This window comes from Desulfoprunum sp., assembly GCF_053613775.1.
In genome coordinates this window covers 670,538-687,108 of sequence record NZ_JBSHXH010000008.1, presented here as the reverse complement: position 1 = coordinate 687,108, position 16,571 = coordinate 670,538, and the positions used below count along the sequence as shown (strand labels likewise).

Below are 16,571 nucleotides of genomic sequence, written 5' to 3'. Positions count from 1 at the left end.
TTTTCATATCGCAAACAAGGAGGAATTGCATATGAAGACATCGACTCTGGATCGGAATGGCGTGTCGCCCGAATTAGCTGAGATGATTTCACGGTTGGTCGCGTTGATCCCTTGGCCATCTCGTCGCCAGGCTATGGGAGACGTGGCAGTTACCATCCTGGATGGCAAACCTCGTGTTGCCGAAGATGAATTTGGCTGGAGCCGGTCCGCTGTGACCCTTGGTATCAACGAGTTCCGCAGTGGCATAATCTGTGTAAACGATCTAACCGAACGGCACAAACCGAAATCGGAGGAAAAGAATCCCAAGCTGTTGGATGATATCCGAAAAATCATGGAGCCATCCAGTCAAGCTGAACCCCGGTTACGAACAACGCTACTCTATACGAACATGACGGCGCAATCGGTTTTCGATGCCCTTGTTGCAGAAGGATGGTCGCCGGAATCACTGCCAACTGTACGCACCATTTCCAATATTCTGAACCGGCATGAATACAGGTTGCGTACAGTAGAGAAAACCAAGGTGCAAAAAAAACGGCGGAAACCGACAGCATCTTCGAAAATGTCTGGTACGTGAATGCCTGGGCGGATGCTGAACCTACCGCATTAAGGATCAGCATCGACACCAAAGCGACTGTGCATGTCGGCGAATATTCAAGAGGCGGTCAATCACGCGGCCGGTCTGCGGTTGAAGCCTTGGATCATGACATGCAGCCCAAGGAAAAACTTGTGCCTGGTGGGATACTTGAACCGGTATCCGGCAAGTCGTTCCTTTTTTTCGGCAACAGCTACAAAACCAGCGATTTCCTGGTCGATGGTCTCCTGCTTTGGTGGGAAGCAAGAGAACAGAATCTTTTTCATGTGAAGCAACTGGTCATCAACCTGGATAATGGCCCTGAGTGTAATGGCCACCGAAGTCAATTCCTGTATCGAATAGCAGAGTTTGCCGACTCGACCGGGCTGATAATCAGGTTGATCTATTATCCTCCCTATCATAGCAAATACAATGCAATTGAACGATATTGGGCCGGACTGGAGAAGTCATGGAATGGCTATTTGCTCGACAGCGTTGCTACGGTATTGAACCGTGCTGGAAATTTCGCTTGGCGAGGAATACAGGCCACCACAAGTCTCTTGGATGCTGTGTACGAAAGAGGGATCAAGCTCTGCGGTAAAGCAAAAAATGATCTTGAAAATCGCTTGCTACGCTCTACTGATCTGCATTGGTGGGATATTACAATCTATCCTGAAATGGTATAATTATAACTTCTGAATCCCTAACAGCTTACCTGATAATCACATCCACCTTCCGCCTGAATTATAATAGAATTAATTGCATATTTCACAGAGCAGGTACTTTTGAATAATTTCACAGTAATCTTTTTGCTTATAAATGTTGTCGTTTTATTGATTTTGCCTCGACGCTTCGCACCAGTACCTCTGCTTATTGCTGTCTGTTACATGACTTATGGCCAGGGCTTTTCCGTTGGCTCTTTTTCTTTTACGGTTATTCGAGTGTTGATCGTAACAGGAATCATCAGGGTGCTTCTCCGCGGGGAACGCATAAAAGGAGGCCTGAACAAGCTTGATTGGCTGATGTTGTTCTGGGCTTCCTGGGCTCTGACCAGCAGTTTGTTTCGGCCGGATGTAACAGCTGCCCTGATCTTTCGTCTCGGGCTTGTTTATAATACCTGCGGGATTTATTTTCTTTTTCGAATTTTTATTCAATCAGTTGAAGATGTTTGGAGGATGATTTATCTACTGATTTTCATACTTCTACCCATATCTTTTGAAATGATTAACGAGCACTTATTGAATCATAACTTTTTTTCTATCTTTGGTGGTGTGCCATCTATACCATTTGTTCGAGAAGGAAGTATACGGGCCCAAGGGCCTTTTAGACATCCCATTCTCGCTGGTACTGTAGGTGCGGTTTGCATGCCACTGGCAATTGCCCTCTGGAGTAAACACCGCAAAGCAGCAGTTATTGGAATGTTTTCTTGTGTCACAATTGTCATCTGTTCAAAGTCCAGTGGGCCTCTAGTCAGTCTATTAACAGGTGTTGGAGCTATGACTATGTGGCGCTATCGTTACAATATGAAAGCTCTACGTTGGCTGTTTGTAGGAGGTTATATTGTTTTAGATATTGTAATGAAGGCAGATCCATATTACCTGATGGGAAGAATACCCCTGGTTAAAGGGAGTACGGGATGGCATCGTGCAGAGCTTATTAATACGGCGATAAGGCATTTCAACGAGTGGTGGCTTTGGGGAACGGACTATACCCGGCACTGGATGCCAACCGGTGTGAGTTGGAGCCCCGATCACACAGATATTACAAACCATTATATTAAAATGGGCGTATTGGGTGGCCTTCCTTTGATGATACTCTTTGTTCTGATTTTGGCTAAGGGCTTTTCATATGTTGGCCAGGTAATTGCACAACCAGAAGATGCTATGTCACATGTTGTATTGTTCATGATCTGGGCATTAGGTGCATCACTTTTTGCCAATGCTGCTACTATGATTTCGGTTTCTTATTTTGACCAGTCATTTGTTTTTTTATATCTTGTGCTAGCGATGACAGGCTCAATTTGGTCGGATTGGAAAATTAAGAAATCAGGTAATCCTGTACCATGATTGTGATTCCATATTCTGATATGGCTGTCAAAGTCAATAAAGTAAAAGAGAACCGTTCCTTGCTTATAACACCGATTTTCGCGTCGGCTTTAACCGACACAATCATTAACATGCACCAATCCCGTTCAACTGAACTGGAAAGACAAGTTAGCGCCGTTCAGCCAGGGCATCTGTTTGGGCAGGGTTGACCAGGCAACGGACCGCAACACAGGATTATGGGCGCGCTTGGAGAACTTCACAGTGATGTTCCCGTCCCGAACTTCGACAGTACCCCCGCCCTTGACGAAGTTCCGGAAAATTTTTGCTGCATCGCAGTCTTCGAAACCACGCAATTGCCGGGCCAGACGGCAATACAGGGTATCTGCAATCATCGTCATGATCACATCAAAGTGGACCTTGATCAGGATCGGCGACGACAGGGCATTGAGATGGAAAAACTTGACCGCCTCGGCGATCCCATTTTCGACACGCCACCGCCTGGCGTAGTTGCCGACCAGCAGTTCCGCCGGCATCTCAAAGTCGTTGGTGATCAGAAAGGCCGGCTTCTCCCTGCCGTTGCCACGGACTATGATCTGCCGGACTTCGCCGACATAACCGCGCAGTGCAATTCTCGATTCGTGCACCATCGGTTGCGGATACTTACGTTTATCGTGGGGGATGGTAATCCGTTTCCAGGGCGCAAGTTTCTCCGTCTCCGCGACAAGCTTATGGCCCCGCCGCCTGAGGGTGATGAACCCGATCTTCTGGAGGTTGAGTTCGGAGAGATTCTCGTAGGTGGTCAGTTTGGAATCAAAGATGAACGTCGAGTCCATCGGCTTTTTGATGCCCCGCCAGAAGGAGAGAAAGGCGAGAATCTGGTCATCGGCCTCACTGCGCTGAATATCGGCGGCGGAAAAAAGAATCAGTCTGCTGTCGGCATCTTGGGCCAGGAGAGTAAGGGCCCCTTTCATCCGTTTGCCCCTGGCGCCGGCCCAGTGTTCCTGGAGAACCGATTCATCGCCGAAGTGCGGGATGGTGTGGAAATCAAGGTTGATGATCGAACCGGAACAAAGGGCCAAGCGCATGACCTGGCGGATGAAGGCATCCTGCAGGCGGAGAAGATGATCGGCGTCGAGGGAATACGAGTAGGTGGAGAGGGCGGTACATTTCGGCAAGACGTTGAGACCGGCGAAGAGGCCCGGCCCCGGATCGAAAACGTGCCCGTCGACATGGGCGTAGCGCTCGGTACCGAGAAGCTTCAAGGCCAGAATGGAGAAGAGGTAGTTGGTTGCGGAAAGGCTCTTGCTCTCCGGAAGCTTGGCCTCCTTGATAACGGCATCAAGATTGAGTTGGGCAATGAATGGAGCGAAGAGAAACACCCCGGCACCGGCGGATTCGAACCGTTGCCCCTCGAGTCGTTCGATTGCGACTGGTGCGGCAGCTTCCGGCGCCTCCGCCCCTCCAATGGTCCGGCCGATCTTCAGCTGGGTTCGTCGGGGAAGCTTTTTAAATCCTTCTTCGGCCAGGATACGTTCGATGGTGCGCACGGAAATGTCTATCGCCTCCCGGTGGAGCAGTTGGGAAATATCGCCGGCCGAGAGTTCGCGCTGCCGCCATGCAACAATTTTCTGCCGGGTTGCGGCATCGATTCTCCGTCGCGGGCGACTGCCTTCGGCCACTGCTTCCGAGAAGTCGATCTTTTCATGACGGAACTGATGCCTGAGAACACGGAGATAGCCGACGCTCAACCCGAAACGTTCGGCAACAATGTGGTCCGGAAGACGCTCGACAAAGGAAGCCCGTAGCGCTTCGTACTTGCGCTGCCATTTGTCGACCGGTTTGGTGAAAAAGTTGGCATCTCTCATGCCCTTGATTATACATAATGACGCTTATGCTAGTCAATTTAAAAACACAAAACAGATAAAATCAACGCAGGCCGAAATTGGGTTTCAAGGCTATATCCGTATGTACATGTAATTATATTATTTATTGACAAGGGTTCCTGTGGTCTGCTGACTATCCTCGTGTTTTATGTTTGTATTTTTGCATCCTTTAAGCGTCATTGCAGATAACAAAACAAGGGATATACCATACTCTCTTTGATAATATTATATTTTAAAACAGTATGTTACTCCTGGTATTGCATAGGGGCTGCCCTTTCGGGCATTAATCAGAAACGCTTCGCGAAAATCGGTGTTATAAGGGTTCGTTGTTGCGTATAAATCCCAGGGCAAAGACAGAGACGGGATCCTGTGGCGACGTTTGATCACTCTGATATACGCGGGTTGGTTACCGCATGACTTGGCTTCATCGCGGAGCTGCCTCTCTCTAAAAGCTGAAGTTCGGCCAAAGCCTTAGTGCTTATCCGTAAATAATGCCTACCTTTCGGAAGGCAATGATCGCCGCGGCCATATGCAGCAAGGCCGTATAGGTGTCCGCTCGCTTCTCGTAGCGGACCAAGATCTTTCGGAAGCGGTTGAACCATGAATGGCTCACCTCAACCACCCACCGCCTGGCTTTCCAAGCGGGATTGTTGCTTTTCTCTTGTATCTCCTCCCCGCGTGCTTTCACGTGAGGGATGTACTCATGGGATACAATTATTTGCTTGGCCGGATTGCCATCGTAGGCTTTATCGGCACACAGGTGCTGCTCAATATCTTTGGGACGCTCGATGACGATCTCCACCAACACAAGTTCCAATTGGGTCACATCATGCCGGTTGGCTCCGGTCACGACGAGCGATAACGGGACACCACGGCCGTCCACTAACAGGTGTCGTTTGGTTCCTTTTTTTTCCCCTGTCGGTCGGGTTCCGACCAACCGCTTCCTGCGCCAGGGGAGCCTTGACCATGGCTCCGTCAATGCTTTGCCAACTCCAGGCGATACCCTCCATTTCATCATATTCGGCAAGTCCGGCTCGCCAGAGTGCGAGAAAAAACCCAGCTTCCATCCATCGCATGAAATGAGCATGGATCGCACTGGGGCTGCCGTAAATCTCTTTGGGCAATGCCTTCCATTGGCAGCCAGTTCGCAACACATACACGATCGCTTCAAAGATACGACGCGGGAGCATCGGCTTTCTGCCCCCGCCCGGCTTGCGCTTGTAGGTCAGGTTCGGATCGCGTTGCGGCTTTGGAATAAGCGGCTCAACTCTTTCCCAAAACGAATCGGATACTTCCCACGACTTGATTTTTGCCATATTGTCTCCGTGATAGGGGTTCGTTATGGCTACCAGCATAGCAAAAATTATGAGGAAAGTATATTTTATTTACGGATAAGCACTTATTCGAATAGAATTGTCGAGGATTCTCCTGAACGTGATCGCGTCTCTGTCTCTGACCCGGGAGGGTTGTAGTTTTTTCGTTCGTAGTCTCCTGTACGCAATAAATAGATTTGTCGGTTTTGTCTATTGCCTGTCAATCTACCCCCGAGGGAGCTGTCGATCTTGCTGATGTGAGAATGGGCTCCTCGTAAAAGCTCGTCGGAGCAGCAGCAAGATCGACAGCGGGTTTGATCCCCGGGTTCTTAAAGGTCTGAATTTGATCGAACCCATTCCTCGGGCGCCGGAAGAATTGCCCGGGCGATGGCCCACATGAAAGCGGCAAGTTCGCGAGCCGTTGCCGTAATCACGGTATTGCGGTTCTTGCCTCTGGCCATCAGTCTTTTGAATCGGCCACAGAGCCGGATCTGGGCTTTCCAGGCTATCTGTCGAACCTCTTGGGGCAAACCCTCCAGTCGAGCCAGCAGGACTCGGCTTTCCCTAGCCGGGTGACAGTACGTATGGGCCGCTTCAGTGAGCGTCCTCCGGACATGGCCATTGCCGGTCTTGGTGATGCCTCCGCGTTTGACCGTTTCGCCAGAGGAGTGTTCGCTGGGTATAAGACCCAGGTAGGCCATGAGTTGTTTGGCCGAGTCGAAACGGGTCAGGTCACCAAGTTCGGCGACGGTGGTTGCGGCAACGATCAGGGAGACGCCGCGCAGCGCCTGCAAGGCGTTTACCAGCGGCGCCAGACGCCACTGCGCCACCAACTCCTGGATTTGCCGGGTGAGACGCTGCACTCGCTCCAACTGCTCGTGGACCGCATGGACATATTCCTGGAGGGCGATCTGCTGTGCCCGATGCGGCATCTTGATGTCGGCGATCCATCCCCAGTGGGCCTTGCTCCAATACGACAGCCCGCTGTAGCGGTAACCATGGCGCAGAAGAAAGGCCAACAGCACCTGGCGGGCCACGCGATGAGCCTTGACCGCATCCTCCCGGCCACGGGTCAGGTCGCGCATGGCTTCATCGTCGGTGGTTGGAACGTACACCGCCGTCAGTTCGCCCGCGCGGTGCAACCGGGCCAGATTCAGCGCGTCGCGGCGATCGTTCTTGATTCGATCGCCACTTTTTCGCGGTATCTTTGACGGGGCTGCCACGATACAGTCGAGCCCCATTTTTGTCAAAGAGCGGTAGATATCGTATCCGCAGGGGCCTGCTTCATAGACCAACCGCAGGCCAGCGCCTCCTGTGCTTTGCAACTTGCGGACAACCTTGTGCAGCGATGCAAGATCGCCGCTAATGCTGCCATAGAACCATACGTCTCCGTCTCGGCCTGCATCGGCTAATGCAACATCAATGGAGTTTTTGTGCACATCGAGACCGACAAATATGGTATTCTTCCTCATGACCTGCCTCCTTGGTTGTGGTTCTGTGGGGTGAACAACTTTCGCTCACAACATAACCCACGTTGGCAAGGGGCAGGTCTTTTCTTTCACTGACAGCCATTATGTCTAAACCAATTCAATTTTCTTTCTAAACCAATTCAATTTTCTTTCTGATTACCCACGAAACTCGTCCATATTTTCAGGGGAACACTTTTCCCAGTAGTATATTGACATATGTTTTACGATGTTCCATCATAACACAAAAGCTTGTGTGAAAAAAGTTGGTTCAATGGACGCTAAGCTTTATTTCCAGATCGTTTTCATTCCAAACATTTTTTTCATTTGTTCCTTTCTAAGATATTTTATCAATTTTTTATCAGCGACCTGGGGTATTTTGCCAAGATACCCTCCAAAAAACCCACTCAGAAGTGCAAACGACATGATAAAATATGGCTTTTCGAACATTCTTTTACTGCATTTACCTAGCATAAAAAGAGGATGATAACCCGTAATATAATTTGCCATCCCATTTTTATACCAATTTCTCCAGATACCATCTGCGGAACCGGTAGGCTTATGCTGTATTAACTTTAAATCGTTAAATCGCCTGGTTTTGTAACCCAGCATATTTGCTTTAATTTCATCTAAGGTGTCCCATCCCGGTGCTTTGATTAAACCACCAATTTCTTCCCAACATTTTTCCTTATAGATTTTTGTAGCACCTCGTACGTGAAAAATGGGATCTTTTTCTGTCACCAATTTTCCATTAACTGAACTATAGACAGTTCCCCCGCCAATACCTAATGCACTGTCTTTAAGAAAATAATCAAAACATATTTCAAAATAATCTTCTTGGAACGAAAGGTCGCCATCTAATTTTACTATAAAATCAAATTCTTTGACTGTAATCTGATTGTAAGCATCATAAAAAGCCTCTATAACGCCCCCCCCAGACTTTCTATAACCCCGATCAGCTCTATAAACAGCATTGATCCAATCATAGCTCTTTGCATATTTCTGAATTATCTCTTTTGTGCCATCGCTGGAACCATCATCTACTATCCACCATTGAAGAGGTTGGATAGTCTGTGACACCATTGAGAATATTGTTTTTTCAAGATATTCAACCTCATCTCTAACTGGTGTCACAACAACGTATTTAATATTTTTATTATTATACATGTGAATTTTAAAATTATTGCTTTAATCTTTAAAAAATAAATAAAAGTTAATCAAAAGAGGTTAGTCAGTTACAGAAATTGCTTCTCGCTTCCTACTCAAAAGAAACTTTAATGCAAACAAATGACGTTTAATCTTGAAGCAAGTAGACTCTCTTCTCGACGGTGCAATTGAATAGGATAATAGACCTACAACAACTCTTACTAAATGATGAAAGCAAATTATATGCAAGAAAACAATTTGCTCAAAAAAACTATGATGTTTTCTCCAATAATATAGCTTTGATCGCTGCATTTCTAGGTAAAACCTCACTGGGGCATTTTCGGAGCTTGCCCCCCCATAATGTATTGCTTGCACTGAGGGATAGTAAGTTCTCCTCCAGTCAGCAGCAGCAAACCTTTTACACCAGTCTAAATCTTCTGAATAGATGAAAAACATTTCGTCAAGCAAACCGACGTCATTCAATGCTTTTCTGTTAATAAACCAGAAACATCCACTAAGCACATCAACATCATGGATAGTATCGTGAGACCAGTAAGACATCATGTCTCCACAAAATAATTTTACTTTGGGAAAAATACTATCTAACGCAAGAGCACGACAAAACGAATTCCATAGATTAGGAAAACCTCTACATGAACGTTGCAATGTTTTATCAGAATTAAGTATCCTTGGACCAAGAATACCAATATCTTGGTTTTCTTCCATGTAGCACAACAGTTGATTAAAACAGTCCGGTAAAATTTCCACATCTGAATTTATAAGGCTCAGATATTTTCCACCACTCTGCTTAATTCCAATATTATTAGCCTTTGCAAAACCAAGATTGTCATGGTTGCAAATTAATTGCACTTTTGGAAATCGAGTCCGAACCATATCCTGGGACCCATCGGTTGACGCATTATCAACTACAATAACTTCTATATCGAATTTCTTGTTTTCTTTATAAATAGAATCTAAACATTTTTGTAGATAGTCTTTTGCATTCCAACTAACAATAATTATTGATATATCAACCATAAAAACTATTTTCCCAAATTAGTAATTCTTAAACTGTCGCATTAGGAGTTTTCCACTTTGACGGAATCACTCATAGTGCTGTTCAATCTTCAAATTTCTTTTCATTTTTTTAAAAAACTGTAATCTGTAGTGCCAATAATATCCATCATTAATTATCGACTTTAAAATTCCTTAACATAGGTACTAAGGTATCTGATTAATCTTACAAAAAAACAATGTGCTAACAAGAAAGTGTCGAATAGGTTTCATCTAGTATTTTTGCAGCGCAATCCCAGTTCAATTCATTTCTGATTCTGGCAAAACCGGCCAAACCTAATTCTTTACTCAATTTCTCATCGTGCAACAATTGTTGGATATGTTTAGCAAAACCAACTATATCTCCGGGCTCTGTTAATAGGGCAGATCCACCTGTTGAATACCGGGTCTCTTTTAAATCAAATGCCACTATTGGTTTTTCTGCAGCCATATATTCCATAACTTTGATAAATGTAGAATGAATATTCAATTCGTTTTTGGGAGCGGGCTCGACGCCGATGTCAGCTAAATATAAATATTCTTTTATTTTCTCTCTATCATAAATTACTCCTGTAAAATTAACATATTCATCAAGTTCCATTTTAGTTGTAGCTTGCCTCATTGAGGCTAGAGAATCACCTCCTCCTACAACGTTACAAATAAAATTTTTTTCATTCAAGTTATGAACTAGATAATGAAGCGCTTGTAATAATTCATCTACTCCATCCTGAGGGTTTATGGCTCCAATAAAGAGTAATATTTTCTTATCATTTTTTTTGTTTACAACCATTGAATTTTTAATGTCATCAGCATCTAACTGACAGTCTTTTAGTATTGGGTTATTTCTTACGATAAAAATTTTGTCTGAGTTGACATTATGTCTTTCCTGCTCAATTTCCTTATAAGTCGCATTGGTGGCAATTATGGCGTCTGCTAATTTGCAAGAAAACCTCTCACATTTGATGAGCGTATTATATATTAAGTCTTTTTTTCCTGAAAACCTTGACATATATAAGTTGGGTGACAAATCATGATGATCAAAAATAAATTTCATACCAAACAGTTTACTTAAAAGGCCAACAACAAAAAGTGTATCTGGAGGGTTATGAACATGAACTACCCGGTATTTCTTAAAAGGAGCAGAACAAAGAAAAATACATACAGCAACAAAGGTAAAGTAAAAATACTCTAAGATATAACGTATTTTTCCCAATTTCATGTCAGGCAATTCAGGAATCCTATATATTATAATATCACCATCTTTCTCAAAGTATTTCTCAGATTTTTTTTTCAGGGCAATAACAGAAATGCACATCCTTTCTCTAAGATGATATGCTTCCTTTCTAACGCGTATGTCAGCAGGAAAATAATTTTCAACAATCATCAAAATATTTGGTTTCTTTTTATGCATAATTTCGCTTCTTTTTTTTCCAATTTATTTTGTGGAGCCAATTAGCCTTTCTTGCAAAATTTTGCCATTTCACGTGGTAATGCATGCCAGAACTCCCCTTCATATTCCGAACGGATATATTCTAATAGTTCGATATAAAAATGTACTGGGTACTCCTCTTGACCGAGCGCATTCTCACCAAAGTTCATATAATCAGGATGGGTCAAGATCAATGCCATACCGCCCTGTTCAACAACCCAGTCCAATTTCTCTTTCCAGATAGCGATACTTTTTTCCTGCATCAGGACAAAGAGGGTAAAATCCTGTGGCAGGGTATATGGCAGTTCGACAAATCCATTGCCAAGGGCATTGGGATCGACCCAAAAAGGAAATATCGTCTTTCGACTCTCCGGTTTTGGTTCAAAAGGGTCGGTGTCAAAGGTTGAGGCATCATATTCGATATGTAACTGGTGTATCCATTCCAGATTGCAGTGCATTGCACCAGAACGAAACCCTTTGCAATCCCACTCTTTGAGATATGAATTGATCCGTTCAACACCTTTTGTGAATGTATTTTTAGATTTAAAAAGTTTGCCATCATGCTTAAGGTCGTGAACGCCTATTTCAAAATCATTATTTTTAAAATGCTGCCTCAAATCTGGTGACAGGGTATAATCACGTTCCGGGACAAAGTTAAAAGCTGAACGAAACCCCATATCCTGGTCAAGGTTCATAAGTGTTGCAGCATTGTCATATCCTTTTTTTGTATCAACATCGTGCGTAAGAACCAGTGCAAATTTTTTATTATCCGGCCACCCGGTCCAATTTTCTGGGGGTTTTGCGGTTCTTGAATCAATTGGCCATATGTCCTCGCAGGAGGTAAGTCTATTGAACAACAACTTTCTTCTTAAGAAGAGTTGTATTTTTCTCGGCAAAAAAGGCTTTAAAGTATAAAAAATATCTATGAAATAACTATTGATCAAAGTTACTTAACCTATATGCCGATAGCAGATCATCCCAATAATTTTCAGTATTGGTGCAGGCAGCTTGTTAAAAAAACTTGTATACCAACCAGCTACGGCAGGTGCATTAGTGATGTTTTTGTGTTGAAAAAAATACCGATAGTAATTAACCGTCGTTTCTTTAGCACCCCAGCCTGTCTTAAATTGTCTCAATCCTGTATGATCCTGCTCCGTTCTGCCGAGATTAAAACTACAAAATCCATGCCAAGAATAGTGTTCTAATGCTTTCCATATAACTAGATTATTTGCTCTCAGATGCTGGCATCGTTTATCCGATGCAGCGTACTTATATATTGCTTTATCGCCAAAATGAAAGCAGAGTGCCCCGGCAATAGCTTTTCCATGGTGGCGGGCTATCAAGAGGAGCCCATGTTTTTGTTTAATGACGAATTGATGTATGTTTTTAAAAAAAGAAAAAGGTTGCGGCGGGAGCCCATGCCTCTTTCTTGTTATAACATTCAAACGGTAAAAATCTTTCATTGATTCGAGCGAATCACATACGGCTACTTCCACTCCAACTTTTTGAGCCTTCCTGATATTCCTCTTGTGACTGTCACAAAAATTGTTATAAACGTGTTGCATACCTTGAGAGAGAATGATTATATGTTCATAACACCAGGAAGAAACCGGAATATTTTGATTTAAACCATCTCCACCTCTAATTTCGATATATTTCCAGTCTGCCTTTTCTCCATACTCCCTGATGGTGTTCCAAAATTTATCAGCCCTAAGTATATCATTGATAATCGGTTGACAGAAATCGGTGAATGGAAGCGACACCCCCCTCTTGCCAGTCAGAAAACTATCAATTTCCATTATCGGCACGAGGTCTGAGAGCTTGTCATTGTCTCTTACTGCAAAATAGAGTGGCGTATAGCCATAGGTGGCGTATAAAACTCTGGCCCAGTGCGAGGAATGAAAAAAAGTGCTCTCTGGTTGTGTCTGTAAAAGCTTATCCCATCCGGTAAATTGGAGCGGATTGATAATTTCAATTGTGGCGGTTTCACTCAAGAGACTTTTTTGATCTCCGTTTTGTTACCGCCATTTTTCAGAGATTTAGAGGCAGCCTCAAGGATTTGCACCACCCGCAGGCTTTCTTCCGCACCTGATAGAGGAGTGTCGCCGGTCTTGATGCAGTCGAGAAAGTGCTGACATTCTATTTTTAAGGGTTCGTCCTGTTTGATATAGGGCGAATACATGTCACCATAGTGATAGGAGTGTTGGAATTCAGCGAAGGTATCATAATGCGGTGGTGTCTCTACCCGCTTATCATAGATCTTAACCTTCTCGTTTGGCTCGATATCATTATAGACCAGCATTCTCTTGCTGCCTACGAAAGTCATTTCTCTTATCTTATTGGGGTCAAGCCAGCTGCTTTTAATGGTGGCAAAGCCATTGTCTTGAAAATCAATGGACATATTGGTTATATCCTCAATTCCCGCATTCACATGGGCCTTGCCCTGGCAGTTAACCGAAACCGGCTCCGATTCCATAATACTGAGGATAATGGAAATATCATGGGGCGCCAGATCCCACGCCACGTTGATATCTTTTTGGAATAATCCAAGATTCAATCGGCGGGCACTGATATAGAGGAGCTTGCCCAGATCACCGCTTTTAACAATTTCTTTTATGCGCCGTACCGTTTGAGAGTAGAGAAAGGTATGGCCCACCATCAGGGTAAGCTTGTTCTTCTCAGCCAGTTTTTTAAGCTGTACACATTCGTCAACCGAGGAGGCCATTGGTTTTTCTATTAAAGTATGTTTGCCGGCTTCCATACTTTTTTTGGCCAGTTCGAAATGCAGATGCACCGGCGTTGCAATGGCAATGGCATGAATCTCCGGATCGTTGACAATTGCATTGAAATCCGTGACCGTCTCAGTCCCAGGGTAGAGACTCTTCATGCGTGCCAACCGGGTGTTATCTATGTCACAGATGGTTTTGACCCGGCACTCCCCGAGTGCGTTAAAATTACGAATGAGATTCGGCCCCCAGTAACCGCAACCGACAATACCGATGTTAAGCATTTCTTCTCCTTGCTTTCATGAAGGTATTCACTGAATATGTTCTATTCTAAGTATATTGTGCCTTTTGTGAAATTACAAATCACACAACCGCGTCTCCACTTGTATTTCGAAAGGATGAGGCAATTTGCGTTGTCATTTCGAGCGCTAGCGAGAAATATCGACCTTCGTGGCAGGAGATCTCTCCCTGCGGTCGAGATGACAGCGGGGGAAGGTCGAGATAACCGGCCAAAAAGTCGAAATGACCAGGTTGAAGTTCGCGATACCGTCTTGTATTACCAGCGAAAAAGCTCCTTGGCGTAGGACAGGGTCAGCATGATCTGGTGCTCATCGTATTCATCACTTGGATCGTCGGAGGTCTGATCGGCGTACCGGTAACTGAGATCGAGGGCGTACCACTGCCAGAACTCGTAGCGTAAGGAGCAACCGGTATAGAAGCGCTGAGTTGTCACCGTTTCGATCAGGTCGTTTTCCAGTTGCTGGGCGGCATCGGGCGGTGGCAACGTGGCGCCCCCCCGGACGACCTCGTCCTGGTCTTCATCGCGATAGCCGGCAAACAGTGCCACGGTGGTTGATTGAAGCAGCTGATAGGAGAAATCGGCCCGGCCGTCCCAGTAGTCGATCAGGCCGTTCTCGTCGACCTCGCCGGTGAAGTTGCGGCGCTCCAGGCCCTTTTGCACGCCGAGGTGAAATCTTCCGCGTTCGATAGTGTAATCGGCGCCGATCTCGCCGTTGTAACCCCAGGTGTCATCCTGGCCGTCGGTCGTGGCATAGGAAGGCCCGGCCCCGAGATTGTAGGTAACGTGAGGGGAACGATTCCAACGCCAGCCGAAGGTCAGGTCGTGGATCTCGGAATCGCCCCGGGCTGCGTCATCGTAATCATAGACCGCAAGCCCGTATTCCAGGCTCAGCGGGTGGCGGGCAATGCCGTCGTACTCTACGCCGGCATCAGCATAATATTCTTTCAGATCGTCGGACGGTTCCTTTGCCACATCCCCCGTCTGTGATTCTGTGGCGGTTGCGGGTGTACCATTGTCCGACTCGTCGTAGAGGCCGCGGACATACCGTCCGCCCAGCGAGGCCTTCCACTCTCTGTCCAACCGATGGGCCAGCGCAATGCTGGCCTGATGCCGATCAAAGTCCTGGTAATCGTCATTAGCACCGTTATCGTTCCGCAGAATCCCATAGTCATATCCCAGGGAGAAGACACTGTCCTGGCCATAGGCGTAATCGGAGAGAAACTGCAGGGTGTTGGTCGTGTACTTCCGTCTTCCCTCTTTATCCGTGATCCGGTCGCCCTCACTCTGTCCGGCGGCCGCTGGCGTTGCCGTCGCTCCTGAATCCTGTGGCGCCGCGCTCGTCTCCGTCACCGCAGTGTCTTCCGCAATGTCGGACTGCAGCAGATTGTCGATTACCGACAGCGTCCAAGCCTTGCTCATCTGGTTGCGGTAGGACAGCGAGGCGGCGTGGTTGACCCCATCCTCCTCGTTGTCGTAATCGTAGTAAAAACCGGGCTGGTAGCTGAGGCCGAGGGAACTGCGCTCGGTGCTCCTGTCAATGGCGATCAGCGGCCGGATCAGGATCCGCTGATAGTCATCCTCGTCATCATCAACAGTAACCCCCGCCGCCTCGAGTTCTTCCGGGGAAGCCGTGTACTGCCGGTCATAGATGTCGACCCCGGTGCTCAGTCCTCCCCGCACGGCAACCACGGCGGCATCGCCGTCCGTGGACGGGTACAAGGTGAACAGGGCAAGCAGAACGGGAAGGCTGTATCGTTTCATGCATCCACCTCGGTGAAAGTTCTCAGATGTCCCTGCCTCAATGGACGATGATGGTGTCACCGGGCTGCACCATGATGTTGCGTTCCAGGTTCTTGCCCTTCATGAAACCGTCATAATCGAATTTAAAGGTATTGCCATCGAAAAGCTTGTCCTTGGGGCCATCCTTGCGGACCAGGGTGATCTTCGAATTGGCCCACTCGGTGAACCCGCCGCTCCGGGCGACGGCCTGAACGATCGTGATCGGATAGTCGAGCTGGAAGACCCCCGGCGTCGTCACCTTGCCCATCACCGTATAGCGCTGGCTGTTGCTCTGCACCAGGACCGTCGTCACCACCGGGTCATCGAACACCGTGGCGTAGATGACCTTCAGGTAGTCGGCCAGCTGCGTCAGGGTCAGCCCGGCCGCCTCGACATCGCCGATGTGGCGGAGGGAAACCTTGCCGTCGATCCTGACCTGGACCCCGCTGCCGGCTTCTTTGGCCGCCTCGCCGCCGCCTTCCCGCGCCGTGCCCTGGACCGGGGCGACTGCCATGTCGCCTTCGCCGTAAACGCTGATGCCGAGGATATCGCCGGCGCCGATGCGGTAATCGGTATCAGCCGCACCCACCTGGGCGCCGGCAAGGATGTCGGCCCTGGCCTTGGCCTTCAATTCTTCGGTCGCCGGGACATCGGCCGTCGACTGCGCCCCGAAGATCATCGCCGGCACCAGTGCGGCCGACAGGCCAATCAGGAAAAGGACAGCGGCTATCTTCTTCATGTGTCTCTCCTCATCTTGTTTATTTAATAAGCAAAATTTTTCGAACAGACCCGAACACCCAGTTGAACCCAATTATTTTCCGGATTAACGGAACTATTTCTTGGAAAACCGATCACGATC

General features: G+C 46.8%; 12 protein-coding genes and 1 pseudogene. 2 read left to right on the top strand and 11 right to left on the bottom strand.

The annotated features are described in order from the left end of the window. Positions 1–31: 31 nt before the first annotated feature. Positions 32–1,257: pseudogene (locus ACWGKN_RS17855) on the top strand (ISAzo13 family transposase). A gap of 99 nt (positions 1,258–1,356) precedes the next feature. Continuing rightward, positions 1,357–2,637, top strand: coding sequence for a hypothetical protein (locus ACWGKN_RS17850; protein ID WP_452095721.1), 1,281 nt, complete (start codon positions 1,357–1,359; stop codon positions 2,635–2,637). A 125-nt stretch (positions 2,638–2,762) separates the two neighbouring features. Here the strand turns inward: ACWGKN_RS17850 and ACWGKN_RS17845 are convergent, their stop codons facing one another. From ACWGKN_RS17845 to ACWGKN_RS17795, 11 genes are all read right to left on the bottom strand, one after another. Continuing rightward, positions 2,763–4,481, bottom strand: a complete 1,719-nt coding sequence (locus ACWGKN_RS17845; RefSeq protein ID WP_452095720.1) for a transposase — start codon at positions 4,479–4,481, stop codon at positions 2,763–2,765. 496 nt (positions 4,482–4,977) lie between these two features. Beyond that, positions 4,978–5,815 (bottom strand): IS5 family transposase gene (locus ACWGKN_RS17840; protein WP_424255536.1). Its coding sequence is split into 2 segments (ribosomal slippage): positions 4,978–5,404 and positions 5,403–5,815, totalling 840 coding nucleotides; the frame shifts between segments, so codons are not numbered across the junction. A gap of 326 nt (positions 5,816–6,141) precedes the next feature. Continuing rightward, positions 6,142–7,284: an IS110 family transposase gene (locus ACWGKN_RS17835; protein ID WP_452095719.1), complete on the bottom strand. Its 1,143-nt coding sequence runs from the start codon at positions 7,282–7,284 to the stop codon at positions 6,142–6,144. A 282-nt stretch (positions 7,285–7,566) separates the two neighbouring features. Next, positions 7,567–8,445, bottom strand: a complete 879-nt coding sequence (locus tag ACWGKN_RS17830) for a glycosyltransferase (protein ID WP_452095718.1) — start codon at positions 8,443–8,445, stop codon at positions 7,567–7,569. A 60-nt stretch (positions 8,446–8,505) separates the two neighbouring features. Further along, a complete protein-coding gene (locus ACWGKN_RS17825; RefSeq protein ID WP_452095717.1) occupies positions 8,506–9,462 on the bottom strand; it encodes a glycosyltransferase family 2 protein in 957 nt (318 codons plus the stop codon). A 220-nt stretch (positions 9,463–9,682) separates the two neighbouring features. After that, complete coding sequence (locus ACWGKN_RS17820; RefSeq protein WP_452095716.1) at positions 9,683–10,888, bottom strand: glycosyltransferase family 4 protein; 1,206 nt, start codon at positions 10,886–10,888, stop codon at positions 9,683–9,685. Positions 10,889–10,929: 41 nt separating this feature from the next. Then, entirely contained in the window at positions 10,930–11,850 is a 921-nt protein-coding gene (locus tag ACWGKN_RS17815; protein WP_452095715.1) for a hypothetical protein, read from the bottom strand. Between the two features lie 6 nt (positions 11,851–11,856). Then, complete coding sequence (locus ACWGKN_RS17810; RefSeq protein WP_452095714.1) at positions 11,857–12,900, bottom strand: lipid II:glycine glycyltransferase FemX; 1,044 nt, start codon at positions 12,898–12,900, stop codon at positions 11,857–11,859. Continuing rightward, entirely contained in the window at positions 12,897–13,916 is a 1,020-nt protein-coding gene (locus ACWGKN_RS17805) for a Gfo/Idh/MocA family protein (protein ID WP_452095713.1), read from the bottom strand. The genes ACWGKN_RS17810 and ACWGKN_RS17805 overlap by 4 nt, the downstream gene beginning before the upstream one ends. 272 nt (positions 13,917–14,188) lie before the next feature. Beyond that, complete coding sequence (locus ACWGKN_RS17800) at positions 14,189–15,694, bottom strand: hypothetical protein (protein WP_452095712.1); 1,506 nt, start codon at positions 15,692–15,694, stop codon at positions 14,189–14,191. Positions 15,695–15,731: 37 nt separating this feature from the next. After that, positions 15,732–16,451 (bottom strand): polysaccharide biosynthesis/export family protein, encoded by a 720-nt coding sequence (locus ACWGKN_RS17795; protein ID WP_035225668.1) that lies wholly within the window; start codon positions 16,449–16,451, stop codon positions 15,732–15,734. Positions 16,452–16,571 lie beyond the last annotated feature (120 nt).